At 67.0% G+C, this 25,255-nt stretch carries 30 protein-coding genes; 10 read left to right on the forward strand and 20 right to left on the reverse strand.

The features are described 5' to 3' along the window. Positions 1–76 precede the first annotated feature (76 nt). Positions 77–271, reverse strand: a complete 195-nt coding sequence (locus QUE68_RS17600) for a DUF3046 domain-containing protein (protein ID WP_284227401.1) — start codon at positions 269–271, stop codon at positions 77–79. A 28-nt stretch (positions 272–299) separates the two neighbouring features. Then, the gene (locus QUE68_RS17605) at positions 300–1,478 is read right to left on the reverse strand and encodes a glycosyltransferase (RefSeq protein ID WP_286274195.1); all 1,179 of its coding nucleotides are present in this window, start codon (positions 1,476–1,478) and stop codon (positions 300–302) included. Positions 1,479–1,552: 74 nt separating this feature from the next. Here QUE68_RS17605 and QUE68_RS17610 point away from each other — a divergent pair, with 74 nt between their 5' ends. Both QUE68_RS17610 and QUE68_RS17615 read left to right on the forward strand, forming a co-directional pair. Beyond that, positions 1,553–1,993 (forward strand): limonene-1,2-epoxide hydrolase family protein, encoded by a 441-nt coding sequence (locus tag QUE68_RS17610; protein ID WP_286274196.1) that lies wholly within the window; start codon positions 1,553–1,555, stop codon positions 1,991–1,993. Further along, positions 1,993–2,403 carry a DUF5313 domain-containing protein gene (locus QUE68_RS17615; RefSeq protein WP_284227405.1) on the forward strand — a complete coding sequence of 137 codons (411 nt, stop codon included), beginning with the start codon at positions 1,993–1,995 and terminating at the stop codon, positions 2,401–2,403. Before QUE68_RS17610 ends, QUE68_RS17615 begins: the two co-directional genes overlap by 1 nt. Positions 2,404–2,406: 3 nt before the next feature. Here QUE68_RS17615 and pspM read toward each other — a convergent pair whose 3' ends face one another. From pspM to pgsA, 4 genes are all read right to left on the reverse strand, one after another. Continuing rightward, the gene (gene pspM / locus QUE68_RS17620) at positions 2,407–3,228 is read right to left on the reverse strand and encodes a phage shock envelope stress response protein PspM (protein WP_286274197.1); all 822 of its coding nucleotides are present in this window, start codon (positions 3,226–3,228) and stop codon (positions 2,407–2,409) included. Between the two features lie 22 nt (positions 3,229–3,250). Further along, complete coding sequence (gene pspA, locus QUE68_RS17625) at positions 3,251–4,063, reverse strand: phage shock protein PspA (protein WP_286274198.1); 813 nt, start codon at positions 4,061–4,063, stop codon at positions 3,251–3,253. Positions 4,064–4,186: 123 nt separating this feature from the next. Beyond that, a complete protein-coding gene (gene clgR / locus QUE68_RS17630) occupies positions 4,187–4,522 on the reverse strand; it encodes a transcriptional regulator ClgR (RefSeq protein WP_286274199.1) in 336 nt (111 codons plus the stop codon). Between the two features lie 108 nt (positions 4,523–4,630). Continuing rightward, a complete protein-coding gene (gene pgsA / locus QUE68_RS17635) occupies positions 4,631–5,212 on the reverse strand; it encodes a CDP-diacylglycerol--glycerol-3-phosphate 3-phosphatidyltransferase (RefSeq protein ID WP_286274200.1) in 582 nt (193 codons plus the stop codon). Positions 5,213–5,255: 43 nt separating this feature from the next. Here pgsA and QUE68_RS17640 point away from each other — a divergent pair, with 43 nt between their 5' ends. Next, a complete protein-coding gene (locus tag QUE68_RS17640; RefSeq protein WP_286274201.1) occupies positions 5,256–5,771 on the forward strand; it encodes an amino-acid N-acetyltransferase in 516 nt (171 codons plus the stop codon). Positions 5,772–5,832: 61 nt separating this feature from the next. On the opposite strand, the gene QUE68_RS17645 is transcribed toward QUE68_RS17640, so the two are convergent. After that, positions 5,833–6,672, reverse strand: a complete 840-nt coding sequence (locus QUE68_RS17645) for a hypothetical protein (RefSeq protein WP_286274202.1) — start codon at positions 6,670–6,672, stop codon at positions 5,833–5,835. 95 nt (positions 6,673–6,767) lie between these two features. Next, a complete protein-coding gene (locus tag QUE68_RS17650; RefSeq protein WP_286274203.1) occupies positions 6,768–9,284 on the reverse strand; it encodes an FtsK/SpoIIIE family DNA translocase in 2,517 nt (838 codons plus the stop codon). 87 nt (positions 9,285–9,371) lie between these two features. On the opposite strand from QUE68_RS17650, the gene QUE68_RS17655 reads away from it, so the two are divergent. The 3 genes from QUE68_RS17655 to QUE68_RS17665 all read left to right on the forward strand — a co-directional run bounded on the left by QUE68_RS17655 (position 9,372) and on the right by QUE68_RS17665 (position 10,702). Then, positions 9,372–9,494, forward strand: a complete 123-nt coding sequence (locus QUE68_RS17655) for a hypothetical protein (RefSeq protein ID WP_286274204.1) — start codon at positions 9,372–9,374, stop codon at positions 9,492–9,494. A gap of 61 nt (positions 9,495–9,555) precedes the next feature. After that, positions 9,556–9,870, forward strand: a complete 315-nt coding sequence (locus QUE68_RS17660; RefSeq protein ID WP_286274205.1) for a putative quinol monooxygenase — start codon at positions 9,556–9,558, stop codon at positions 9,868–9,870. A 1-nt stretch (position 9,871) separates the two neighbouring features. Next, on the forward strand, positions 9,872–10,702 hold the full coding sequence (locus QUE68_RS17665; RefSeq protein ID WP_284227415.1) for a mycofactocin-coupled SDR family oxidoreductase: 831 nt from the start codon (positions 9,872–9,874) through the stop codon (positions 10,700–10,702). A gap of 35 nt (positions 10,703–10,737) precedes the next feature. On the opposite strand, the gene QUE68_RS17670 is transcribed toward QUE68_RS17665, so the two are convergent. The 3 genes from QUE68_RS17670 to QUE68_RS17680 all read right to left on the reverse strand — a co-directional run bounded on the left by QUE68_RS17670 (position 10,738) and on the right by QUE68_RS17680 (position 14,148). Beyond that, on the reverse strand, positions 10,738–12,414 hold the full coding sequence (locus QUE68_RS17670; RefSeq protein WP_284227416.1) for a ribonuclease J: 1,677 nt from the start codon (positions 12,412–12,414) through the stop codon (positions 10,738–10,740). Then, complete coding sequence (gene dapA / locus QUE68_RS17675; protein ID WP_284231028.1) at positions 12,411–13,259, reverse strand: 4-hydroxy-tetrahydrodipicolinate synthase; 849 nt, start codon at positions 13,257–13,259, stop codon at positions 12,411–12,413. Before dapA ends, QUE68_RS17670 begins: the two co-directional genes overlap by 4 nt. Positions 13,260–13,359: 100 nt before the next feature. Continuing rightward, on the reverse strand, positions 13,360–14,148 hold the full coding sequence (locus tag QUE68_RS17680; protein WP_284227417.1) for a FadR/GntR family transcriptional regulator: 789 nt from the start codon (positions 14,146–14,148) through the stop codon (positions 13,360–13,362). 89 nt (positions 14,149–14,237) lie between these two features. Here QUE68_RS17680 and QUE68_RS17685 point away from each other — a divergent pair, with 89 nt between their 5' ends. Both QUE68_RS17685 and QUE68_RS17690 read left to right on the forward strand, forming a co-directional pair. Continuing rightward, on the forward strand, positions 14,238–15,149 hold the full coding sequence (locus QUE68_RS17685; RefSeq protein ID WP_284235692.1) for a proline iminopeptidase-family hydrolase: 912 nt from the start codon (positions 14,238–14,240) through the stop codon (positions 15,147–15,149). A gap of 10 nt (positions 15,150–15,159) precedes the next feature. Further along, positions 15,160–16,554 (forward strand): APC family permease, encoded by a 1,395-nt coding sequence (locus QUE68_RS17690; protein ID WP_284235691.1) that lies wholly within the window; start codon positions 15,160–15,162, stop codon positions 16,552–16,554. A gap of 25 nt (positions 16,555–16,579) precedes the next feature. Here the strand turns inward: QUE68_RS17690 and QUE68_RS17695 are convergent, their stop codons facing one another. The 5 genes from QUE68_RS17695 to QUE68_RS17715 all read right to left on the reverse strand — a co-directional run bounded on the left by QUE68_RS17695 (position 16,580) and on the right by QUE68_RS17715 (position 20,770). Next, positions 16,580–17,491: a haloalkane dehalogenase gene (locus QUE68_RS17695; RefSeq protein ID WP_284227420.1), complete on the reverse strand. Its 912-nt coding sequence runs from the start codon at positions 17,489–17,491 to the stop codon at positions 16,580–16,582. A gap of 96 nt (positions 17,492–17,587) precedes the next feature. Continuing rightward, positions 17,588–18,148, reverse strand: coding sequence for a peroxiredoxin-like family protein (locus tag QUE68_RS17700; protein ID WP_284227421.1), 561 nt, complete (start codon positions 18,146–18,148; stop codon positions 17,588–17,590). Between the two features lie 104 nt (positions 18,149–18,252). Further along, positions 18,253–19,458, reverse strand: coding sequence for a winged helix-turn-helix domain-containing protein (locus QUE68_RS17705; protein WP_284227422.1), 1,206 nt, complete (start codon positions 19,456–19,458; stop codon positions 18,253–18,255). Continuing rightward, positions 19,455–19,973 (reverse strand): dihydrofolate reductase, encoded by a 519-nt coding sequence (locus QUE68_RS17710; protein ID WP_284227423.1) that lies wholly within the window; start codon positions 19,971–19,973, stop codon positions 19,455–19,457. Before QUE68_RS17710 ends, QUE68_RS17705 begins: the two co-directional genes overlap by 4 nt. Then, entirely contained in the window at positions 19,970–20,770 is an 801-nt protein-coding gene (locus QUE68_RS17715) for a thymidylate synthase (RefSeq protein WP_284227424.1), read from the reverse strand. Before QUE68_RS17715 ends, QUE68_RS17710 begins: the two co-directional genes overlap by 4 nt. Before the next feature lie 128 nt (positions 20,771–20,898). Here QUE68_RS17715 and QUE68_RS17720 point away from each other — a divergent pair, with 128 nt between their 5' ends. Next, a complete protein-coding gene (locus tag QUE68_RS17720; protein ID WP_284227425.1) occupies positions 20,899–21,639 on the forward strand; it encodes a dienelactone hydrolase family protein in 741 nt (246 codons plus the stop codon). Positions 21,640–21,691: 52 nt separating this feature from the next. After that, positions 21,692–22,621 carry an HpcH/HpaI aldolase/citrate lyase family protein gene (locus tag QUE68_RS17725; protein ID WP_454786272.1) on the forward strand — a complete coding sequence of 310 codons (930 nt, stop codon included), beginning with the start codon at positions 21,692–21,694 and terminating at the stop codon, positions 22,619–22,621. Here QUE68_RS17725 and QUE68_RS17730 read toward each other — a convergent pair. The 4 genes from QUE68_RS17730 to QUE68_RS17745 all read right to left on the reverse strand — a co-directional run bounded on the left by QUE68_RS17730 (position 22,615) and on the right by QUE68_RS17745 (position 25,226). Next, positions 22,615–23,079 carry a hypothetical protein gene (locus QUE68_RS17730; RefSeq protein WP_284227426.1) on the reverse strand — a complete coding sequence of 155 codons (465 nt, stop codon included), beginning with the start codon at positions 23,077–23,079 and terminating at the stop codon, positions 22,615–22,617. The genes QUE68_RS17725 and QUE68_RS17730 overlap by 7 nt on opposite strands. 176 nt (positions 23,080–23,255) lie before the next feature. Further along, complete coding sequence (locus QUE68_RS17735) at positions 23,256–23,870, reverse strand: hypothetical protein (protein WP_284227427.1); 615 nt, start codon at positions 23,868–23,870, stop codon at positions 23,256–23,258. A gap of 481 nt (positions 23,871–24,351) precedes the next feature. Then, complete coding sequence (locus tag QUE68_RS17740; RefSeq protein WP_454786273.1) at positions 24,352–24,807, reverse strand: flavodoxin family protein; 456 nt, start codon at positions 24,805–24,807, stop codon at positions 24,352–24,354. Continuing rightward, entirely contained in the window at positions 24,804–25,226 is a 423-nt protein-coding gene (locus tag QUE68_RS17745) for a hypothetical protein (protein WP_284231034.1), read from the reverse strand. The genes QUE68_RS17740 and QUE68_RS17745 overlap by 4 nt, the downstream gene beginning before the upstream one ends. Between the last annotated feature and the right edge of the window lie 29 nt (positions 25,227–25,255).

The raw sequence follows: 25,255 nt of genomic DNA on the forward strand, positions 1-25,255 counted from the left end.
GCGGTCTACCGTCGAACAAAACCCACAGTAGACGAACACCTGTTCGATTCAAGTGGACACGCCGAGGGGCGGCGCATCACCACTGATCGCGCGGCACGTCGAAGTCGGCGCACAGGGCTCGCCACACGTCGCGCGGCTCCATTCCGGCCTCGATGGCCTGCGCCGCGGTGCGACCGCCGAGGCCGCTCAGCACGTGATCGACGAGCAGGGAAGAACCCCGCACCTCACCGAACCGTCCCTTGACGAGTTCGCGGAATTCCGTCAGCCGCACACCATCAACCTACCGAGACCCGAACGAGTCAGGCCGGCGCGTCATGGCACACCCGTACCGGATCCTGCACATCACGGATGCTGGCGCCCGCCAGCCGGGCCTGCTGCCGATGGCGCGGCGAGGCCAGGACCTCGGTCACCGCCGTGATCAACGCCGCGCCGGTGAGCGGTCGGACCAACCGGCCGCCCCCTTGGCGCTCAACGCGATTGGCGATCTCCCACTGGTCTCCCCCACCGGGAACGACCACCATGGGCACACCCGCGAGCAGTGTCTTGGACACCATGCCGTGGCCGCCGCCGCAGACCACCAGATCGGCGTGGGTCAGCAGTTCGTCCTGCCTGCCCAGCCCGACGGCCGCCCACGGCGGCACCGTCGCGACCGACCCGGCGCCGGATCCGGCCCCCAGTCGGGAGATCACCACTCGCGCACCGTCGGGCAGCGTCTCCCCCGGCACCAACGTCTCGAGGGCGAGCTCGGCCAAACCCAGCGTGCCGGTCGTCGCCGTGGAGGGCGCGACGACCACCACCGGTCCGGTCCCCACGGGAACGTCGAGCACCTTCGACGTCGGCTCGAAGTGCAGGGGGCCAACCACGACCGCCTCGGCGGGCCAGTCCGGTCGCGGTACCTCCAGCGCGGGCAGCGTGGCGATCAGGCGCCGTCGCGGACCGGGGTCGGTCGCCGGCAAGCCGATCCCGACGCGGGCCGATGATCGCTGCTCCGAACCCGCCCGCACCGAACGGGCCGTCAACGCGCGCATTGCGACGTCCCGCAGCCTGCCCCGCATTCCGACGCCGGGCGCGAGCCCACTTCCCAACGGCGGCAAGCCCTTCGACGGCCGATACAGCGGGTGCGGACACAACTCGACCCACGGGATGCCCATGAGCTCGGCCGCCATCCCCCCACAGGCGGTGATCACGTCGGAGACCACTAGGTCGAGGGACAGCCCGGTCAGCACCGGCACGTTGAGCACGGCCATCCGCGCGGCCCGCTGATGGATCTTCGCGCCGGCGTCCTCGTCGTCGTCCCCGTCCTCGGGATCGAGACCGTCGAGCAGGAGGGCTTCGACACCGGCTGCGCGGGCGGTCGCCAACCATTGCGCTCCGGTGAGGAGCGTCGGTTCGTCACCCGCGGCGGCGAGCTTCAGACAGAGCGCGATCGCGGGAAACGCATGTCCGGGGTCCGGGCCTGCCACCACCGCGACGCGCATCCGGCCTAGCCTGCCACAGGGCCGCGCCCCCGTGACCAGTGCTGGCGACGCCGCCGGAAGATTAAGCTGTGGCCATGACCGACCAGACGACGCCCACTCTCGCGAACAACGCCACCACGCGCACGGTCGAGGCGTTCCTCTATGCACTCCGCGATCAGGACTTCGCCACGGCGGACGGGCTGCTGGCCGACGACCTGGTGTACGAGAACGTCGGACTGCCGACGATTCGGGGCCGCGCCCGCGTCATGAAGATGATGCGCGCGATGGAGGGCCGGATGGGCTTCGACGTGCAGTTCCACCGCAACGTGGGCGAGGGCACCACGGTGCTCAACGAGCGCACCGACGCGATCGTCTTCGGACCGTTGCGTCTGCAGTTCTGGGTCTGCGGCGTCTTCGAGGTGCACGACGGTCGAATCACGCTGTGGCGGGACTACTTCGACACGCTGGACATGGTGAAGGCCACGGTTCGCGGAATTGCCGGGGTAGCCGTCCCGTCACTTCGCCCGTCGTTCTGATGACCGACGCGCCCACCAAGCCGAACCTCCTGCAGTACATCGGCTACAGCTATGGCAGGCGACTGCCGAACTCGATGTTGCAGTGGGTGGCCGACGACCTCGCCGGACCCGGGGCCACCGCGCGGATGATGGTGCGGGTCTTCATCCCGGCGGTGTTGATCCTCCTGCCGTTCTGGATCATCCCCATGTCGCTGTACCTGCACATCTCGACGACGGTGCCCATCCTGATCCCGTTCGTGTTCTTCTCGCACGCCCTGAACAAGGTGTGGCGACGTCACATGCTGCGCAAGCACGGGCTGGATTCCGGCCTAGTCGACTATCGCGCCAGACAGCGCAACTCGCACGTCCACGATGCCTATATCGAGAAGTACGGGCCGCGATCGGGGCCACCGAGCAGCCACGACGTCTGACGTTCAGGCGCCGCGGAGGTGGCCGAGTTCGTCGAAGGCCTGCGCCCAGCCGGCCAGTCGATCGGTCGCGGTGCCGAGTTCGTGACGGTAGCGCTGTGCCGACATCGGTGAGCTCGACATGGACCCCGAGTTGGCGGCAGAGACCAATTGTGCTGCCGCCTCGACCATTTGGTCGTACTGCCGCACCCCGCCATCGAGCTGAGCGCTGAACGCCCGAATGGTCGGTGTCAAGTGTGCCCGTGACTGAGGCGACGCCGTGGCGGCCCTCTCCATCGACATGACTTCGTTCGCCGTCGCCCTCAACGTGGCCGCGGTCTGGTTCGCCGCCGAGACGACGTCGCGCAGTTCGTCGGCGGGAAGCATCCGGCCGCGTTCCATGATTCCGAGGAGCGAGAACAGCCCGCGTTCGGAGGACGTCAGCGCAGCGATCGGCTGGCGGGCCACCGATCCCCAGGGCGGCAGTCGTCGGGATGTGCGTTCCGCGGGCAGCGGCGAACGCTTCAGCCACCGGTAGCGAAGCCACGACAGCGTGGCGAGGAACGCCGCGCCGACGGCGATCGCAGCCGGAATCGGTAGCACCCATGCCGGGATCACGTCCCACGAGGCGAGCACGCCGGTGACGACGATCCACAGACCCGTCGAGAACGTGAAGAACACCCCCGCCCGCAACGCCCACCGACGCTTGCGCAACAGCTTGGCCCGTGGGTCCGCGGCGGCGCCGAGTCGCTGCGCCACCACGTCGGAGAACTCGGCCGCGGTATCGACGCCACGCTGCACCAGCGTGCGCCACGCCTCGGGCCGTCCCGTTCGGGGATCCGCTGCCATCGCTGCCCTCCTACGTTGAAATCTATTGCGAGAGTGGGTTTTCCGGCGACGTAGCCGGCGGGTTGACGGCAGGGGTGGCCGGTGTGGCGGTGGCGTCACCGGCGGGCAGCGCGTCACCGCGCATCGAGGCGCGGATCTGCTCGAGTCGGGAGTGCCCGGCCATCTGCACACTGGCCTGCTGGATCTCCATCATGCGTCCCTGCACCGAATTCTGGGCGAGCTCGGCGGACCCCATGGCGTTGGCGTAGCGACGCTCGATCTTGTCCCTGACCTCGTCGAGGCTCGGCGTGCTCCCCGGCGCGGCGATCTCGCTCATCGACCGCAGCGAGGCACTGACCTGCTCCTGCATCTTGGCCTGCTCGAGCTGGCTGAGCAGCTTGCTGCGCTCGGCGATCTTCTGTTGCAGGACCATCGCGTTCTGCTCGACCGCCTTCTTCGCCTGTCCGGCCGCCTGCAAGGCCTGGTCGTGCAGGGTCTTGAGATCCTCGACACTCTGCTCGGCCGTCACCAGCTGGGCCGCGAAGGCCTCGGCGGCGTTGGTGTACTCGGTGGCCTTCGCCGCGTCGCCCGACGAGGCGGCCTGGTCGGCCAGCGTCAGCGCCTGCCGAACGTTGACCTGGAGCTTCTCGATGTCGGCGAGCTGGCGGTTCAGCCTCATCTCCAGCTGACGCTGGTTGCCGATCACCGATGCCGCCTGCTGCGTCAGCCCCTGGTGCTGCCGCTGCGCTTCTTCGATGGCCTGCTGGATCTGCACCTTCGGATCGGCGTACTCATCGACCTTGGAGCTGAAGAGCGCCATGAGGTACTTCCACGCCTTGGTGAACGGGTTGGCCATCGGTTCGTTCCGCCTTCGTGTTCGAGTGGGGGCTGCGTGCTACCCGCCAACTTATCGGTTGTGCGCAGCTCACCACACCCCACAACGGAGTTTCCGGGTGCAGTAGCGCAAGTCGGACCTTACTCAGGCCACCGCCATCGAAACGGCGTGCGGGATGACCACCTTCGTGGCGAAGTCGATGTTGGCGGCGCTGGAGCGAGGCACGGTGGACGGTGTGGTCAGTTCGTGTCGTTCCATGGTCGCGCCGGCGTCGGTGAGGACCCGCGACAGAGGCACCTCCAGGGCGCCACAAATCGCCCCGAGGAGCTCACTGGAGGCTTCCTTGCGGCCGCGCTCCACCTCGGAGAGATAGCCGAGGCTCACGCGGGCGTCGTCGGACACCTCTCGCAGCGTGCGTCCCTGTTCGAGCCGGGCCTGACGCAGCACGTCGCCAATCACTTCGCGAAGCAGTGTCGTCATCGCGGACTCCTCACAACCAAAGACGTGGTCAAAGATCTTTTCGGTTTCACTACCTTGGAGAACGCCGAGGGCTGCCGAATTGGTTCCCGCAGTGCCCGACCAATCGCCCTAGCTGCGAGCGGCACGTACTGCCGACACCACGTAGTCCACGCCGGTCAGCACCGTGAGGACGATCGCCGCCCACATCAGCACCCAGGCACCCGTCAACCACTGATCGTTCAGGGGCAGGACGAAGAGACCGATGGCTACCGCTTGGACCAGCGTCTTGAGCTTGCCGCCGCGACTCGCGGGAATGACCCCGCCGCGGATGACTGCGAACCGCAGCACGGTGACGCCGATCTCGCGGACGAGAATCACCACGGTCACCCACCATGGCAGATCGCCGAGGATGGACAGTCCGACGAGCGCAGCCCCGATCAGCGCCTTGTCGGCAATCGGATCGGCGAGCTTGCCGAACTCGGTGACCATGTCGTAACTGCGGGCCACCGCACCGTCGACGCGATCGGTGATGACTGCGGCCGCGAAGATGATGAAAGCGATGACTCGCCACTGTGTTTCGTGGCCGTCGCCGACGAACAGGGCGACCAGGAACACGGGCACCAGAGCGATGCGTAGACCCGTGAGGACGTTGGCAACGTTCGCCACGCTGGCACGCGGGACAAGCGGATCGACGTCAGACTGGCCCGGCACGTGAACCAGAATATCGGTTGCTCGAACCGATACCCTCACTGCTGTGACCGGAGCACCCGAAACCAGTGAACTCGTGGTCCGTCGCGCACGCACTTCGGACGTCCCCGAGATCAAGTCTCTGGTCGACGTCTACGCAGGCAAGATCCTGCTGGAGAAGAACCTCGTCACGCTCTATGAAGCCGTTCAGGAGTTCTGGGTGGCCGAACTCGACGATGAACTGGTGGGCTGCGGCGCCCTCCACGTGTTGTGGGCCGACCTTGGTGAGGTGCGCACCGTCGCTGCGCACCCCCGGTTGCGGGGCCGCGGCGTCGGCCATGCCGTCGTGTCACGCCTGCTGGACGTGGCCAGGGAGCTGCACCTGCAACGAATCTTCGTGCTGACCTTCGAAACCGAGTTCTTCGGAAGCCATGGGTTCCAGGAAATCGAGGGCACCCCGGTGACCGCCGAGGTGTACGACGAGATGCGCCGCTCGTATGACATCGGCGTGGCAGAGTTCCTCGACCTGTCCTACGTCAAGCCCAACATTCTGGGAAACACCCGGATGCTGCTGACGCTGTAGGCACGAATTCCCGCCGAGCGTGACGCCACTGCGGTGGATCGACCGTTTCCTCGCAGTGGGCTCACGTTCGGCGGTCGAACGCCCGCCTCACCCGTCCAATGATGCTGCCGTCGGTATCTTCCGCGGTGACCCGCACGTCGTCCCAACCCGACTCCGTGATGGCCTCGAAGCGCCTGATGTCGCGGTTGAACTGCCCGCGGCTCATCCGGTGGTGCTTGCCGTCGTAGTCGACGCCTACCTTGATTGCCCGCCACCCCATGTCGAGTACGGCAACGACCTGGCCGTACTCGTCGAGTACCGGAATCTGGGTTTCCGGCCGGGGGAAACCCGCTTCGATGAGCAGCAACCGAACCCGCGTCTCCTGCGGAGACTCGGCACCGGGATCGACGAGTTCCATGACTTCGAAGGCGGCCCGGATTCCGCGCCGCCCCCGATACCGTTCGGCGAGCAGCTTCACGTCGGCGATCTTGAGCCCGGTGGCCCTGGCCAGCGCGTCGACCGCGGCGACGGCGTCGGCGAGCGGGTAGCGGCAGGCGATGTCGAGAGCGGTGCGGGCCGGGGTGGTCACCACGACCCCGCCAAGCCTCTCGACTTCATCGGCGGCGTAGCGATCGGACCAGGTTCGGATGCCGACCGGAGGTCGTCGGTTCGGATACAGCACTTCGGCAGGCGCCGTCGCGTCCACCCACTTGGCGCCGTGGACCGATGCGGCGGACTGACCGGCGACGACGCCGACCCGTCCGGACCACAACCACGCCGCCTTCGCGCGTGCCGCGGCGGTGAGTTCCGATCCACGCTGGAGGTAGACGTCGCGATGAATTCTGTCGTAATGACTGCGCAGGCGGTGCGGCGTCAGTCGGCCCGCTCCGAGCGCCTCGGTCCCGATGAATGGCTCCCCCATGGGGTGAGTCTTTCGGCAGCGTCTGACACCACGCCGAACGTGACGCCACTGCGGTGAATCAGCCGAATTGTCGCAGTGGGCTCACGTTCGGCGCTTCACGCGTCGTCGGCGTCCGCTCCGTTGGCATCCGCACCGCCGCGGATCAGCATCAGGGTTCCCGCGAGTTCGTCGGGCTTGACCAGCACTTCACGGGCCTTGGAACCCTCGCTGGGCCCGACGATGCTGCGGGTCTCCATGAGGTCCATCAGCCGGCCCGCCTTCGCGAAGCCCACCCGCAGCTTGCGCTGCAGCATCGACGTCGACCCGAACTGCGAGGACACCACCAGTTCGACCGCCTGCAGGAAGACGTCCATGTCGTCGCCAATGTCGGGATCGACGTCGGTGCGCTCGCCGGACGGCTTCCCGACGGTGACGCCCTCCAAATACTCGGGCTCGGCCTGTTCCTTGGAGGCCTCGACCACGGCCTGGATCTCCTCGTCGGAGATGTAGGCGCCCTGGAGCCGGATCGGCTTGTTGGCGCCCATCGGCAGGAACAACCCGTCACCCATGCCGATCAGCTTCTCGGCCCCCGGCTGGTCGAGGATGACCCGACTGTCGGTCAGCGATGACGTCGCGAACGACAACCGCGATGGCACGTTGGTCTTGATCAGGCCGGTGACCACGTCCACGGAGGGCCGCTGCGTCGCCAGCACCAGGTGGATTCCGGCGGCGCGCGCCTTCTGGGTGATGCGCACGATCGCGTCCTCGACGTCACGCGGCGCGGTCATCATCAGGTCGGCGAGCTCGTCGACGATAGCGAGGATGTACGGATACGGCTTGTACACGCGCTCGCTGCCCAGCGGTGCGGTGATCTCGCCGGAGCGGACCTTCTCGTTGAAGACGTCGATGTGGCGCACCCGGTTGGCCTGCATGTCCTGGTAGCGCTGCTCCATCTCCTCGACTAGCCAGGCGAGTGCGGCGGCGGCCTTCTTGGGCTGCGTGACGATGGGCGTGATGAGGTGCGGGATGCCCTCATACGGCGTCAGCTCGACCATCTTCGGGTCGATCAGGATCATCCTGACCTCGTCCGGGGTGGCGCGCGCCAGGATCGACACCAGCATCGAGTTGACGAAGCTGGACTTGCCGGAGCCGGTCGAGCCCGCGACGAGGAGGTGCGGCATCTTGGCGAGGTTCGCCGAGATCATCTGCCCCTCGATGTCCTTCCCCAGGCCGATCACCAGCGGGTGGTGATCACGACGGGTGGACGGGTCGGTGAGGACGTCCGCCAATCGCACCATCTCGCGGTCGATGTTGGGAACCTCTATGCCGACGGCCGACTTGCCGGGGATCGGCGAGAGCATTCGGACGCTCTCGGTGGCGACGGCGTAGGCGATGTTCTTCTGCAGCGCCGTGATCTTCTCGACCTTCACGCCGGGGCCGAGTTCGACCTCGTACCGCGTCACGGTCGGGCCGCGGGTGCAGCCGGTGACGTTCGCGTCGACCTTGAATTGTTCGAGTACCGACTGGATGACCTCGACCATCTTGTCGTTGACCGCACTGCGTAGCTTCGGCGGATCGCCCGCGACCAGCAGGTCCAGGGACGGCAGGACGTACGGACCCTCGACGACCCGGTCGAGCACGAGGGTGTCGGTCTTGTTCGGTGCGGGTTTCGGTTCCTTCTTGCGCTTGGCGCTGACCTTGGGCTCGGGCACGGTCGGGGTCTCGTCGACGAGGGGTTCGTCCAATGGGTAGTTCTCCATCGGCGTCCTGCCAGAGGGCGCCCCGGGCCACTGAGCCTCGTCGCCGCGCGTCGACGCCGGATCGTCGTAGTAACCATCGGAGAAGTCGTCTGCCTGCTCGGCGGGGTACTCGTCGTAGTCGGCGTCCTCGTCGTAGTCGTCGTCGTAGGTGTCACCTCGGTAGGCGCCCATGAACATCGACTGCACGGCCGACGGGACCTCGCGGATCGTCATGCCGGTCACCAGCAGCAGACCGAACAACATGCCGATGATCAACAGCGGAGTGGCGATCCACGGCGTCAGCCCGTCGGACAGTGGCCCACCGATTGCGAAGCCGACGAACCCCGCCACCCTCTGCCGGTCGGCCGGGTCGGTGGGGGCGCCCGACCACAGATGCCACAGCCCCAGTACGGGCAGCGCGATCATGGCGGTGCCCAGAACGAGCCGAGGGCGGGCCTCGGGGTTGGGTTCGGTGCGCATCAGCAGGACGGCCAACGCAACCAGGAGGATGGGAAGCAGCACGACGGCCGAACCGATGACGACGCGGACCCCGGCGTCGATCCAACCCCCTACGGGTCGGGCCGCGTCGAACCAGGAGCTGGCGGCCAGGACCACCGACATCGCGAGCAGGCCCAGTGCGATGCCGTCGCGCCGGTGGCCCGGCTCCAGATCTCGGGCTCGACCGACCGATCGCGCGGTGGAGCCCGCACCCTTGGCCACCATCAGCCAACCGGCACGGGCGCCCTTGCCGATCGCGGAGCCTGCGGCAGAGACGGGTGAGGGATTGCGTCGTGGCGCGGGCTTCCGCCGCGGAGCGGCAGGGCGCGGTGAGCGCGGTCGGGGCTTTGAGCTGCTCGAACGAGCTCCCGAACGCGCGGCGGTCTTACTAGCCATGGGGAAAGACTAGTCCCACCAACCCCAAATTCACCATTAGCCACACAGGTAACAAATAGCTAACAAACCCACGATGGGCACCGCCCGGTGAGCGTCGCAGAGCTCTTCCTCGACCTTCGCTCGGCCCGGCTGTTCCTCGGCAGTCCCATCGACATCGCCAAGATCAACCAGGGTCGCGTACCTGGACGGGCTTGGGAGGTGGCCCGCTGACCTGCAGGCACGCTGGGTAGTGTGAGCGGGCCGAACCCACTCAACGAGGAGTCTTGTTCACATGCCGATCGTCGTCGTCGCCACCATGACCGCCAAGCCCGAGTCCGTCGACGCCGTGCGAACCGCCTGCACACAGGCGATCGAGGCGGTGCACTCGGAGCCGGGGTGTGAGCTGTACTCCTTGCACGAGGCCGACGGCACGTTCGTCTTCGTCGAGCAGTGGGCCGACGAGGAAGCGCTCAAGACGCACGGCACCGCCCCTGCGATCGCCGCGCTCTTCGGAGCCGTCGGCGAGCACCTCGACGGTGCACCCGACATCAAGATGCTGCAGCCGGTCGTGGCGGGCGATCCCGCCAAGGGTCAGCTCCGGCCCTGACATGCCAACCCCCGATGGCCCACTCGCGGGCCGAGTCGCGTTCATTACCGGGGCGGCCCGCGGCCAGGGTCGCGCGCATGCGGTGCGACTGGCCTCCGACGGCGCCGACGTCATCGCGGTCGACCTGTGCGATCAGATCGCGTCGGTCCCCTACCCCATGGCCACCCCCGATGACCTCGCCGCCACGGTGAAGCTCGTCGAGGACACCGGAGCCCGAATCGTCGCCCTGCAAGCCGACGTTCGTGATCGCGCAGCGCTGAAGACCGCCTTGGAGTCCGGCGTCGAACAACTGGGCGGACGCCTCGACATCGTGATCGCCAACGCGGGCATTGCCCCGATGGCAGACGAGAACGCCTGGCACGACGTGATCGACGTCAACCTCACAGGTGTGCACCACACCGTGGACGTCGCGATGAAGCCAATGATCAAGGCGGGCAACGGTGGCGCCATCGTGCTCATCAGCTCGGTGATGGGCCTGGTCGGTATCGGCTCGCCGTTCGCCGGCTCGATCGGGTATGCGGCCGCCAAGCACGGCGTGGTCGGACTGATGCGTTCGTATGCCAATCTGCTTCTGTCGCAGAACATTCGCGTGAACTCGGTCCACCCTGCCGGCGTCCGAACCCCGATGATCGACAACGAGTTCACCCGAAAGTGGCTGGCCGACATGACGGGCGGCAACCCGGACGGACTCGACATGGCCAGCGCCGCCAACATGGAGACCGTCGAGCCGGAGGTCATCGCCGACGCCGTCGCGTGGTTGGTGGCAGATTCCGGCAAGCACATCACCGGGGTGGCACTGCCGGTCGACGACGGTTACGTCAACAGGCGCTGAGCCATGGCCCGAAACCCTACGCGGAGAAGCTCGGATCAGACCTCGATGACCGTCGGCACGATCATCGGCTGACGCCGGTACTTCTCGGCCACCCACTTGCCGATGGTGCGGCGGGCGGCCTGGGCGAAGCGCGTCGGGTCGGTGACCTTCTCCGCAGCAAGCGCCTGCATCGCGGTCTCGACGAGGCGGGTGACGGGCTCCAGCGCCTTGGGATCCTCGGAGAAGCCTCGGGAATGCAGCTGGACGGGCGCCGCGGCCGTGCCCGTTCCTCGTTTGAGCACGATGGTCACCGCGATGAAGCCGGAGGACAGCACCAGCCGTTCGCCCAAGGTGGCGTCGCCGACGTCGCCGGTGACCAACCCGTCGACGAACATCTTGCCGACCGGTACCGCTCCGGCGATCGACGCCCGGCCCGCGACGAGGTCGACGCTGACGCCGTTCTCGGCGAGGACGATGTTCTCCTCGGGTACGCCCGACTTCACGGCCAAGGCGGCATTGGCGCGGAGGTGGCGCCAGGTGCCGTGCACCGGCATCACGTTGCGCGGGCGGACGCCGTTGTAGAGGAACAGCAGCTCACCCGCGTACGCGTGACCCGAAACGTGAATGCGCGCCTGCGCATTCGTGACGACGCGGACCCCGATCTTGGCCAGTGAGTCCAGCACGCCGAAGATCGCCTCCTCGTTACCAGGGATCTGCGACGAGGACATGATGATGAGATCACCGCGGGTCAGCGTGATACTGCGGTGCTCGCCGCGCGACATCCGCGATAGCGCCGCCATCGCCTCACCCTGAGTGCCGGTGGTGACCAGCGTGACCCGGTCGGCGGGCAGCACCTCGGCTGCGGCGATGTCGATCACGTCGTCGTCGGCAACGGAGAGGAAGCCAAGGTCCTTGGCGATCCCCATGTTGCGCACCATCGACCGGCCGACGAACGACACCTTGCGGCCCAGCGCCACCGATGCATCGACGATCTGTTGCACGCGAGCGACGTTCGAGGCGAAGCACGCGACGATGACCCGACCCTCGGCGCCGCGGATCAGCCGGTGCATGTTGGGGCCGATCTCACTCTCCGACGGCCCGACGCCGGGGATCTCCGCGTTCGTCGAATCGCAGAGGAACAGGTCGACGCCGGCATCACCGAGCCGTGACATGCCCGGCAGGTCGGTGGGGCGGCCGTCGAGCGGCAGCTGGTCGAGCTTGATGTCACCGGTGTGTAGCAGCGTGCCCGCGCCGGTGTACACGGCGATGGCCAGCGCATCCGGGATGGAGTGGTTGACCGCGAAGTATTCGCACTCGAAGACGCCGTGCCTGCTGCTCTGCTTCTCGGCAACCTCGATGAAGACCGGCTTGATGCGATGCTCGCGACACTTGGCCGCGATCAGCGCCAGGGTGAACTTCGAGCCGACGACCGGGATGTCTGGCCGCAGCTTCAACAGGTGCGGAATGGCGCCGATGTGGTCCTCGTGGGCGTGGGTCACCACCAGGGCCTCGATGTCGTCGAGGCGGTGCTCGATGTGACGCAGGTCGGGCAGGATCAGGTCGACACCCGGCTCATCGTGGTCGGGGAACAACACCCCGCAGTCGATGACGAGCAGGCGGCCGAGGTGCTCGAGAACGGTCATATTGCGACCGATCTCGCTGATGCCGCCGAGTGCGGTCACGCGGAGTCCGCCGGGCGCGAGCGGACCGGGTGGCACCAATTCGGCGGTCATCGGAGCACGCCGGCCGTCCGCATGTCTGCCTCGAGCGCCTCGATCTGCGCGGTCGTCGCGGGAACCTGCGGAAGCCGCGGCTCACCGGTGTCGAAACCCAACAACTTCAGTCCTGTCTTGGCCATGGTGACGCCGCCCAGTCGGTTCTGTGCGGCGTTGAGCGATCCGAGGGCGACGTGACTCTTGCGGGCCGTCGCCACGTCACCGGAGGTGAACGCGGACAATATGTCTCGTAATTGGCTAGCAGCGAAGTGCCCCCACACGCTGATGAATCCGGTGGCGCCCATGGCCAGCCACGGCAGGTTCAGTGCGTCGTCGCCCGAGTAGTAGGCCAACCCGGTCTCGGCCATGATCATCGCGCCACCGTGCAGATCGCTCTTGGCGTCCTTGATGGCGACGATGTTCGGATGGGGTGCAATGGCACGGATGGTGTCCCACTCGATGGGCACCACTGAGCGTGGCGGGATGTCGTAGAGCACGTTCGGCAGCGCGGTGGCGTCGGCGATGGCCGTGAAGTGCGCGACCAGCCCGGCCTGTGGGGGGCGCGAGTAGTAGGGCGTCACGACCAGGAGACCGTGAGCGCCCTCGGCCTCACATGCCTTCGCGAGGCGCACGCTGTGCGCCGTGTCGTAGGTGCCGGCCCCGGCGATGATCCTGGCGCGGTCGCCGACGGCTTCGAGCACGGCGCCGAGCAGAGCCAGCTTCTCGTCGTCGGTGGTGGTCGGCGATTCGCCGGTGGTCCCGGAGACCACCAACCCGTCGCATCCAGCGTCGATCAGGTGCGTGGCGAGCTTCTTGGCGGCCGCCAGATCCAACGAACCGTCCGGGCCGAACGGCGTGACCATGGCAGTCAGCACGGTGCCCACCCGTGCGCTGACATCGAATCCGCTGGTACTCACGCGGTTGAGATTACCCGTTGGGCCCTGGCCTCCACGAGCACTGGGCTCAGTCGGCCAGCATGCCCGCGCGGCGCATCGCGCTGGAGATCAGCTCGAAGTCGATCCCGACGTGGGCCCGGGCGATCGCATCCGCATCGTCGGCGCGACCGTCGGCGATCGCGTCGATCAGCTCTTCGTGCTCGTGCAGTGATCTCAGCTCCATGTCGCGCATGGTGCTCGGCTCGCCCCAGAGGTGGGCGGGTGCACCGATGCTGACCGAGGCTTCCAGGTCGACGAGCACTTGTTTGAGCACCGCGTTGTGGGCGGTGTTCATGATGGCCAAGTGCAGGCGACTGTCGGCCTGCTGGGCGGCAAGGCCAGTCTCGGCGGTGCGGTACGCCTCCAGCGCGCCCCGCAGTTCGGTCACGTCGCCGGCGGTCCTGGCATCCGCCGCCGCCCGGCAGACCGCGCCGTGCAGCCGCGCGATCGCGTCGTAACGGTCCCGTAGTTCGCCGAGTCGCGTCGAGAGGGTCCGGCGAACCGCGTCGGTGGAGGAATCGGGCCACTGGTCGACGACATAGGACCCGCCGCCGCGGCCTCGGCGGGTCTCGAGCAACCCCCGCTCGACCAACCTGGCCAGCGCGGCGCGAACAGTCATTCGTCCCACGCCCAGCGCGGAGGCGAGGTCGCGTTCCACCGGCAGTCGGGCTCCGGGGAGGTACTCGCCGATCGCGATGGCCGTCACCAACCGGTCGGTGATCTCGTCGATCCGAGACGGCACGAGGGGCATGGCCAGTTGCTGGGCGAGTAGGCCCGACGGCGGCGTGGGGATCGTCGACGGGGGACGGTCGGGCATCGGTGCACTCCCCTCGTCGGCGATAGCCGAATGCTAATTCGATCCCATTGGTCTTGCAGCAAGACCATTGAAGGTTCATGCTGAGCGGCATGCCCGTTCAGACCCGTACCGTGCCGTTCCTCGACGGCCAGACCTGGGTGCAGATCACCAGCCCCGCTTCTCCACAGCCGGGCGCGCACCCGTTGTTCGTCCTGCACGGCGGTCCCGGAATGGCACACGACTACGTGCGCAACATCGCCGAGCTCGCCGACGAGACCGGCCGGGTGGTCGTTCACTACGACCAGATCGGCTGTGGCCGCAGCACTCATTTTCCCGACGCACCACGGGGTTTCTGGACGCCTGCCCTGTTTGTCGACGAGTTCCACGCCGTGAGAAGCGCGTTGGCGCCCGAGTTGGGCACCGATCGATACCACGTGCTGGGTCAGTCGTGGGGCGGCATGCTTGGCGCCGAGATCGCCGTTCGTCGACCCGAGGGCCTGGTCTCGCTGTCGATCTGCAACTCCCCCGCATCGATGACGCTGTGGGTCGAGGCCGCCAATGAGTTGCGCGCTCTGTTACCCCGCGAGACCCAGGACGCGCTGGATCGGCACGAGGCCGCAGGAACCGTGTCCGATCCGGAGTACATCGCCGCGACGCTGGAGTTCTACCGACGTCACGTCTGCCGGGTCGAGCCGATGCCCGCGGACTTCGTCGACAGCGAGAAGCAGATGGAGGCCGAGCCGACGGTCTACCACACGATGAACGGCCCCAACGAGTTTCACGTCGTCGGCACGCTGGGCGACTGGAGCATCGTCGACCGCCTGCCTGACATCGTCGCGCCGACGTTGGTCGTGGCCGGCGAGTTCGACGAGGCCACCGCCGCCACCTGGCGTCCCTACGTCGACCGCATCCCCGACGTCCGCAGCCACGTCTTCGGCGGTACCAGTCACTGCACGCATCTGGAACAGCCCGCGGAGTTTCGGGCCGTCATCGCCTCATTCCTCGCCGACCACGATCGATAGGAACACTTGCATGGTCAACACCGACCCCCACCCCGCCGGCGGCCAGCGCAGCCTCGAATCATTCGGCTACACACAGGAACTCAACCGTTCGCTGTCCACCGTCGACCTGCTGGTGTACGGCCTGGTCTTCATGGTGCCGATCGCACCGTGGGCCATCTTCGGCACCGTCTACAACAGCGCGTCGGGCATGGTGCCGCTGGTCTACGTCATCGGCCTGATCGCCATGATCTTCACCGCGCTGGCATATTCGCAGATGGCCAAGTCGTTTCCGCTCGCCGGGTCCGTCTTCTCCTACGTGGGCCGCGGCATCCATCCGGGCGTCGGATTCTTCGCGGGTTGGGCGATCCTCCTGGACTACCTGCTGGTGCCGACGCTGCTGTACGTCTTCGCCGCGGAGTCGATGGTCGGGCTGTTCCCCGGCACTCCGCGGTGGCTGTGGGCCCTCGTGTTCGTCGTGGTCAACACCATCATCAACGTGGCCGGAATCAGCTTCCTGAAGGTGGCCAACCGGGTGTTCCTCGCCATCGAACTGGTCTTCGTGGTGATCTTCGTCGTCATCGCCGTCCGCGCGATCAACGGGCAAAGCCTGCCCGACGTCGGCTGGAGCACCCTGCCACTGTGGGATTCGAGCACCGTGACCGCGCCCCTGATCGCCAGCGCGTTGTCGATCGCGGTGCTGAGTTTCCTTGGCTTCGACGGCATCTCGACTCTCGCCGAGGAGTCCACCGGTCGCAAGAACCCGGCCGGCCGCGCGATGATCATCGCCCTGTTCGTGGTGGCGTTCCTCTTCGTCACGCAGACGTGGTTGGCCAGTCTGCTGGCCGGCGGCCGAGAGTCGTTCAGCGACGACGAGGTCGGCAACGCGTTCTTCACCCTCGTCCAGGCCGCCTCCAACACGGGGTGGATGAACGCCTTCTTCGCGGTCAACGTCATGGCGGTCGGCTTCGCCAACGCGATGGCCGCCCAAGCCGCCACCAGTCGATTGCTCTACTCGATGAGCCGCGACGGACAGCTGCCGAAGTTCTTGTCCAAGATCAGCAGTCGCAAGGTGCCGGTCGCGGCCATCCTGACGGTGAGCGCGCTCAGCGTCGTGCTGGTGCTCTTCTTCGTCGGCCAGATCGGGCTGATCTCGTCACTGGTCAACTTCGGCGCGCTGTTCGGCTTCTGCCTGCTGCACGTCTCGGTGGTCTGGTACTACCTGGTGCGTCAGAAGTCGAAGAACTACCTCCTGCACCTGGTGGTGCCGACACTCGGCTTCCTGATCATCGGTTACGTGTTGTTCAACGCCGACGTGCTGGCCAAGGTCGGCGGCCTGGTATGGCTGGTCGTCGGTGCGGTGGTCTTCGGCATCAACGTGATTCGCGGCAGGGGTGTGCCGGAGCTGGCAGAGGAGTCGGACGACTGAGATCGTCACCGAGCTGACGCCGCCCCTACCGTGGCGTGGCGGCGATGAACGTCACGACCGCGCTCGCCAGTTCGGGTCCCTTGTCCTCCTGCAGGAAGTGGCCGCCATCGGCGATCGTCACGTGTGACTGGCCACGCGCGCCAGGGACGTGCCCGCGCAGTACCGGCTCTGCCGCCCCGGTGATCGGGTCGGAGTCCGAGAACGCGGACAGGAACGGCTTCTCGAAGCACCCCAGTGCTGCCCACGCTGCCCGATTCGCCGGCGCCGCAGGGTCGTCCGGGCTGATCGGGACGAGCATCGGAAACTGCCGCGCACCGGCTTGGTAACTCGCGTCGGGGAAGGGCGCATCGTAGGCGGCGATGACCTCCGGCGACAGTGTGGACACCGTGGCACCGTTGACGATCTGCCCAGCGGGGAACACCGGCACTTCCTGGCTGAACTTCTGCCACGCCAGGAACGCGTCACCGGGGTGATGGTCCCCGGTCGGCAGCATGGTGTTGGCAGCAACCACGCGGGCGAACCACTCCGGGTTCTCACCGACGAGGCGGAGGCCGATCAGCCCGCCCCAGTCCTGGCACACCAGCGTGATGTCAGACAGCCCGATGGCCTCGATCGCCGATCGCGTCCAGGCGACGTGAGCCTGATACGAGTAGTCGTCACGGTCGACGGGTTTGTCGCTGCGACCGAACCCCACCAGGTCGATGGCCACCGCGCGCAGCCCGGCGTCGACCAGCACCGGAATCATCCGTCGGTACAGATAACTCCACGACGGCTCGCCGTGCAGCAGCAGCACCACCTCACCGTCGGCGGGACCTTCGTCGAGATAGTGCATGCGCAGCGCCGCACCGTCGCCGGAGTCCACCTCGACGTAGTGCGGGGCGAAGGGAAAATCGGGAAGGTCGGCGAATCGTTCGTCGGGAGTTCGCAATACGTCCATCTGGTGCCCCTTTGCACTAGCGAGTGGGAAGATCACTGTCGGCGGCACGGCCGAGCATAACCGGACGTGGTCGGGCCGGCTGCGGCTTGAGGACGGTCACCGTCGGTGCCGCACCCCGGCGCGCTGGAGCAACTCGTCCACCGACCATTGGTCCGCTGCGTGCCTACCGTACTTGGCATCGATCACCGTGGCGTCCGAGTCGAGCAGAATGTCTGCGGGAAGACCGAGATGCCCACCGTTGGCACGATGCATCCCGGCGGAGAGCCGAAGCCTCCCGGCTACCTCACGGTTGAGCATCCCCTTGAGGACCGGTGCCATCGCACGCGGATCCGCCACCGACCGCACGGCGGTCTGAACCCCGAATCGCCGGTACAGCGTTCGGGTCGGATCCGCGACGAGATCGAACGGCATGTCGTCGGTGTAGGCGGTGAGTTCCTCGGGGGTGGAGTGAAAGATCACCACCTCGCGAACTCCGGCCGCGGTGATCTCGCCGTGGCGCTTGATCACCGACTGCAGGTGCACGTTGCAGATGGGACATCCCGCGAATCGCCGAAACTGCAGGTGCAGCAATTGTTTCTGGTCGGGCATCGGTACCGCTACACCCTTGACCGTGTGCAGCTCGTCAGGCTCGACGACGTCTCCGGGCTTGACCTGCATACTCGCTCCGTGCCGTCGGTGGCGCGCCCTGGCGGTGCGCCGTTGCTCAAGCATCACGCGGCCATACTGTACTGTCAAGTACAGTTCGGTCGCCGCTCAAGAGATCAGAGCGCGCGCGTCAGGTCTCCAACTAGGTCGCCGCGCTCCCCCACGATGACGTCACCCAGCTCGAGCCACGACGCCATCGACTGCAACTCCACCGCCATCGCCTCGGCCACCCGACGGCGGTCCTGGCCCGGCTCGGTGAACGCCCCCACCACGTGCAGCGCCCCGCGGCTGCGCTCGGCCTTCAGGTCGACGCGCCCGACGAGGCGGCCATCGAGTAGGAAAGGCCATACGTAGTAACCGAATTGGCGCTTGGGCTCCGGAACGTAGATCTCGATCCGATAGTGAACGCCGAACAATCGCTCGACGCGGGGCCGGAAGAAGATCAGCGGATCGAAGGGACACAGCAGCGCGGTGCCCCGATCGACGCGCGGCATGCCGCCCCCCGCCCTGAGATACGCCGGGGCACTCCACCCCTGGACCTCGACGGGTTCGAGCTCACCGTCTGCCACCAGCTCGGCGAGCACCGGTTTGGCCTGTTTGGCACCCAGCCGGAAGTAATCGCGGATGTCGGTCTCGGTGGCCACGCCAAGCGCGGTCGCCGCCCGCAACACCAGCTCGCGGACCGCGACGTCGTCGTCGACCTCGCGGGAGTACACCTCCGGTGGCAGGACCCGCTCCGTCAGGTCGTAGTGCCTGGCGAAACCCACGCGGGTCGCCGTCGTGAGCGCGCCGGACGCGAAGAGCGCCTCGGCCACCCACTTGGTGTCGCTGCGGTCCCACCAGGGCCCCTTGCGGCCCCGCGGCTCCGACTCGAGGTGCGCTTCGATCCGACCGGCCGTCGACGGACCCAGCTCGGCGACGGCGGCCACGACGTCCTCGGCCAGTTGCCTGTTCTTGCGCACGATCTCCTTGCCCCACCGCCCATCGGCGTATTCGCGCATGCGCCAACGCAACAGCGGCCAGTCGTCGACCGCCATCAGTGCGGCCTCGTGCGCCCAGTACTCCACGAGCAGGCGCGGCGAGCGCGCGCTGTGGCTCCACGCCGCCCGCTCCAGGACGCTGCGGTCGTAGGGGCCCAGCCGGCTGAACACCGGGGCGTAGTGCGCGCGCACCGCGACCGACACCGAGTCGAGTTGCAAGACCTGGATGCGGGAGATCAGCCGTTTGAGATGCGAACGATTCACCACCCCGGACGGTTTCGCCTCCGCGAAGCCCTGCGCGGCGACGGCTACTCGCCGTGCCTGGTCGGCGGTGAGGATCACGAGCGCCGATAACTGTTGAATCGGTAGCGGATACCGGCGGCGCTGGTCAGCCAGTCGCCCTCGGCGGCGGCCCAGGAATCGTCGAGCCCGGGGGCGAGCGCGTCGTCGTCCTCCCGGCGCAGCGGCACCTCGACCTCGGTGACCTCGCAGCGGGTGGCATGCGGCAGGGCCAGAGCATAGATCTGCGCGCCGCCGATCACCCACGCGTCCTCATCGACATCCCCCGCGTCGCTCCGCTCCGGCCCCAGGGTGGCCAGCGCCTCGTCGAGACTGCCCACCACCGTCGCGCCCTCGGCCACGTAGTCCACCTGTCTGGTGATGACGACGTTCCGGCGTCCCGGCAGCGGCCGCACCTTGGCGGGCAGCGATTCCCACGTGAGCCGGCCCATGACCACCGCATGACCCAGCGTCAGTTCCTTGAACCGCGCCTGGTCCTCGGGCAGTCGCCACGGAATTGCGTCGTCGCGCCCGATGACCCCCGACGTGGACTGGGCCCAGATCAGCCCGATGCTCATACCGCCACGGGGGCCTTGATCCCTGGATGCGGATCGTAATTGACGATCGCGACGTCGTCGTAGGTGTAGTCGAAGATCGAATCACGTGGCGCGAGAACGAGTTCCGGGTATGGGCGCGGGTCGCGACTGAGCTGTAACGTCACCTGCTCGACGTGGTTGTCGTAGATGTGGCAGTCACCGCCGGTCCAAACGAACTCCCCGACGCCCAACCCTGCCTGCGCGGCCATCATGTGGGTCAGCAACGCATAGCTGGCGATGTTGAACGGGACGCCGAGGAACAGGTCCGCACTGCGCTGGTACAGCTGGCACGACAGCTTGCCGTCTGCGACGTAGAACTGGAAGAACGCGTGGCACGGCGGCAGCGCCATCTGCGGAATTTCGCCGACGTTCCAAGCCGACACGATGTTTCGCCGGGAGTCGGGATCGCGCTTGAGCATCTCGAGGGATGCGGTGATCTGGTCGACGTGCTCACCCGACGGCGTGGGCCAGGACCGCCATTGCACGCCATAGACGGGTCCGAGATCGCCTGTGTCGCTTGCCCATTCATTCCAGATTGTCACGCCGTGCTCCTGCAGCCAGCGCACGTTGGAGTCACCGCGCAGGAACCACAGCAGCTCGTAGACCACCGACTTCAGGTGCACCCGCTTGGTGGTGACCAGCGGAAACCCGGCGCTGAGGTCGTACCGCAGCTGATGGCCGAACAGGCTGCGCGTGCCGGTACCGGTGCGATCGGATTTCGGCGTACCCGTCTCGAGCACCAGGCGCAGCAGGTCCTCGTATGGCGTGGCGATTGGCACGCGGTCAGTTTACGACGCTGGCTGCCACTCGTTGAGACGGCGCTCCGGGCGAGCGCCACTGACGCTTGCCCGCCCTCAGTGCAGTCTCGAACGCGGCCCGTCCGGAGCGCAGGAGTAGAACAGAAGCCATGCCGACCATCGCCGACACCATCACCACGCCCGACGGATCATGTCCCGTCACGTTCGCCACCCCCAACGGAAGCGGCCCATGGCCGGGCGTCGTGATGTACCCCGACGCAGGGGGGCGCCGCCCGGTGTTCGAGGAAATGGCCGAGAAGCTGGCTGGGTTCGGATTCGCGGTCCTGCTGCCCGACGTCTACTACCGCCATGGAGACTGGGCGCCCTTCGACCTGAACACCGCCTTCAGCGACCCCGACGAACGCAAGCGTGTGATGACGATGATGGCCAGCATCACCCCCGACAAGATGGCCAGCGACGCCACGGCATTCTTCGACTACCTCGAGTCGCGACCCGAGGTGAGCGGTACCGCATTCGGCACCACCGGGTACTGCATGGGCGGACGGACCTCGCTGATGGTGGCCGGCCGCGTGCCAGAACGTGTGGCTGCGGCGATCTCGATCCACGGTGGCGGCCTCGTCTCGGACGACGCGAGCAGCCCGCATCTACTTGCCGACCAGATCCGCGCCGGCGTCTACGTCGCCGCCGCCGAGAATGACGCGTCGTTCACCTCCGAGCAGGCCGTGACGTTGGACGACGCGCTGACCGCCGCCGGGGTCGAACACGCCATCGAGTTCTATCCCGCGGCGCACGGCTTCGCGGTGTCCGACCACACCGGGATCTACGACCAGGACGCCGCCGAGCGGCACTGGAAGGCGATGCAGGTCTTCTTCGGCGCGAAGCTGACCTGATCCGGCCGCGACCCGTTTGCCTCCCGCTGCTGCGGTAGGCCACCATTGACGCGTGTATGACCAGGTGACCGGCAGCGACCCGGCTTCCCATCAGGATCCCTCGGACCCAGGATTCCGGATAGACCCCGTCCTCGCCAGGAGTTGGCTCCTGGTCAACGGCGCTCAGCCGGACCGCTTCGCACCCGCCGCGCACTCGCGCGCCGACATCGTCGTGCTCGACATCGAGGACGCCGTCGCACCGAAGGACAAGGCCGCCGCACGCGACAACGTGCACGACTGGCTGACCGCTGGCAACGACGACTGGGTGCGCGTCAACGGGTTCGGCACCCGCTGGTGGGCCGACGACCTGGACATGTTGGCGACCACGTCGGTCGGCGGCATCATGCTGGCGATGGTCGAATCCGTCGACCACGTCATCGAGACCGCGAAGCGGCTGCCGGACGTGCCGATCGTCGCCTTAGTGGAGACCGCCCGCGGCCTGGAGCGCATCACCGATATCGCCGCCACCAAGGGCACGTTCCGGTTGGCTTTCGGCATCGGCGACTTTCGCCGGGACACCGGCTTCGGCGACAACCCCGCCACCCTGGCCTATGCCCGCTCACGTTTCACGATCGCGGCGAAGGCGGCCCATCTGCCAAGTGCGATCGACGGCCCGACGATCGGCTCCAGCGCACTGAAACTCATCGAGGCCAGTGCCGTGTCCGTCGAGTTCGGGATGACCGGCAAGATCTGCCTGACGCCCGATCAGTGCCCGTCGGTGAACGAGGGCCTCTCGCCCTCGCAAGACGAAATCAGTTGGGCCAAGGAGTTCTTCACCGAATTTCAGCGGGACGGCGGTGAGATCCGCAACGGATCGGATCTGCCGCGCATCGCCCGGGCGACCAAGATCCTCGACCTGGCCAAGGCGTACGGGATCCATTCGTCGGAGTTCGGTGACGACCCGGACCACGTGCCCGCACCGTCGGACACCTACCACTACTGACCGCGTTCTGACCTCAGCCCACGCGCGTAGGTGCGGATGGCGCGCAGTACGCCCCGACCGGCGTAGATGCCCGCCGCGATCGACACCGCGATCATCACGACGAACATCACCCAGTAATTGTTGCGGGTGTGGTCGGTGTACCACCAGATGATCGTGAACAGGATTGCGCAGACGAACACGACGACGTCGCGCCAGTTGCCCCGGTACGACGCGGCGATCTCGAGCATCGACCGCTGCTTGTCGACCGCGGCGATCATGTCGTCGATCCTGATGTCGATCACCCGTTGCAGCTCGGCGCGGCGCTCGACCTGCTCGGCCGGAAGAAGCTTCAAGAGTTCCATGTCCTGCTTGATGACGGCGCGGACGTCGGGGGCCCGCAGGTTGCCCGCGACCACGCCGAGCAGCGCGCCGCCCGCGATGGGCGCACCCGCCAGGGCAATGTCGGCGATACCGGCCATCGATTACTCCTTCGTCAGTCCACCCGAGGTACTCGACCGTATCGGAGCCGACCGGCCATTTCGCCCAACGTGGTCATGACGTCGGCCGGCAAGGCCTCCGCTTCGTTACCGGATGAAGACTTCGCTGGCGTCGAGCCCACGCCGGGTCGTGGCAGACGGTGTCGGTTGGGTGCCCGTTACGCATTCCCGGTGGCGCGGCCGATCTGGACGCTCTGACCCTCGAAGTCCGCAGTACAGGCCGCGACCAGCGAATACGACTGCCCGAGAAGCGGTGCGGGGAAGTTCAGCGTGGTACTCCCCCTGGCGGCAAGATCGAAGTCGCGGTGAACCGCTATGCCTAGACCATTGTTTTCGGTCGCGTCGTAGGTGCATTGAGCGGCCAACTCCGAGGTGTTCGCTACCGTGACGTTGACCTGCAGACCCGCCCTGTTGACCTTCATCGTCACGGCGTTCGTCGGCGCCACCTTCTTCACCGGGCAGGCTTGGGCGACGGGGACGACGGGGCCGCCCTCCGGGCACTGTTTGGTTTGTGGGGCCGCAGGTGCCGCGGGTGCTGCGGGTGCCGCAGGCGCTGCGGGTGCCACAGCGGGCTTGAAGTTGTAGTCCGCCCACCCGCCGCACCAGTCGCCCTCGAGGTCCTTCTTGCGGCAGCCCTGGACACCGATCGTGAACGCGTCAGTGGTTTGGACGCCCCACCTGGCAGTCTGACCATTGATGCACTTGAAGTCGAATTCCTCTTGGTTTCCCCGATACATGACGTGCACGGCGTCGACGACGTAATCGCCGTTCACTCGCGGACATCCTCCGATGATGCAGGTCGTGTGGACATTGCTGTCCGGACTACAGGACACGGTCAAGCCGTTGCCCAGTGTGTCGGCTGATGCGACGGGCGTGCTGAAAGTCGCTGTGGCGCTGACTAAGACGGCTGCCATCGCGACCGTAGTAGCTATTCGTTTTGCCATCATGATCTATCCCTGTCCTCCGGTTGGGAGCTCTTTGCTCCGACGGGATGACGCAGCGAAACCCAGAGCATCGACCCGACAGCATGATGCTAAGCGAAGTTGCGGACGTATTCTCAGGATCCGCACACCACGCTTACGGGTAGCGAATTGCCCCCGAATCGGCGCCGCTCTTGGCTGGCCCGCCACGGCCGGTTGCCCGGGTGCTAACCGGGGGTGGCCACTGCCGGCCTCAGGGCCGTCGCGCTCGTCTGACAACTCGGCCGTCTCCGCTTGGGTTCCATCGCCGGTGGTTGGCCAGCTGGCGTCCACGTCATTCCATCAGGAGTGCCGCGACGGTCGCGCCCAGGTTCCAGCACGCCTCGAGGTCGACCTTCGACGGCTTGCCGGACACCACGACGTACTCGGTCGCCTTCTCCCAGCCGAGTCCGGTGGTGATGGCGGTGACGCCTCGCTCGGCTCCCTCGGCGCCCTCGTTGCCGTGGAGGTACAGCCCGAACGGACGCCCGCGGGTGGTGTCGAGACACGGGTAGTAGCAGACGTCGAACGCGTGCTTGAGCGCGCCGCTCATGTAGCCCAGGTTCGCCGGCGTGCCGAGGAGGTAGCCGTCTGCCTCCAGCATGTCGCTTGGTGATACCGAGAGTGCTGCTCGCCGAACGACTTTCACGCCGGTGATCTCGGGGTCGGTCGCGCCGGCCAGGACCGCCTCGAACATCTCCTGGCAATGCGGGGAGGGCGTGTGGTGCACGATCAGCAGCATCTTGCTCACGATCGCTGCTCCTCCTGCATCGCGACGGCCTTGCGCATCGTCTCCCTGGCTCGGCCGCGGTCACCTGCGTAGTCGTAGGCGCGAGCCAGCCGGTACCACTGGCGCCAATCGTCCGGGTGTTCCTCGGCCTCGGCGCGCACCGCGTCGAAGAGTTGGTCGGCGGCCTCGCGCTCGATGCGACCCGACGGTCGCCGCGGCAACGCGCTGACGTCGAGGTCCATGCCCTGCTCACGTGCGAGCCGGGCCAGTCGCTGATGGGCGAAACCCGCACGGAGCGTAGCGATCATCGCCCACAGGCCGATCACCGGCAGGAGGAAGATGGCGATGCCCAGCCCGATGGCGGCAGGTCGCCCGGACGACATCAGGATGACGCCGGCCCGGCCCAGCAGAACGAAGTACACGACCATCGCCACGCACATGAAGGCGATCAGCAGTTGGATGCGCAGGG

This window comes from Mycolicibacterium sp. TUM20985 (assembly GCF_030295745.1).
Lineage (GTDB): Bacteria > Actinomycetota > Actinomycetes > Mycobacteriales > Mycobacteriaceae > Mycobacterium.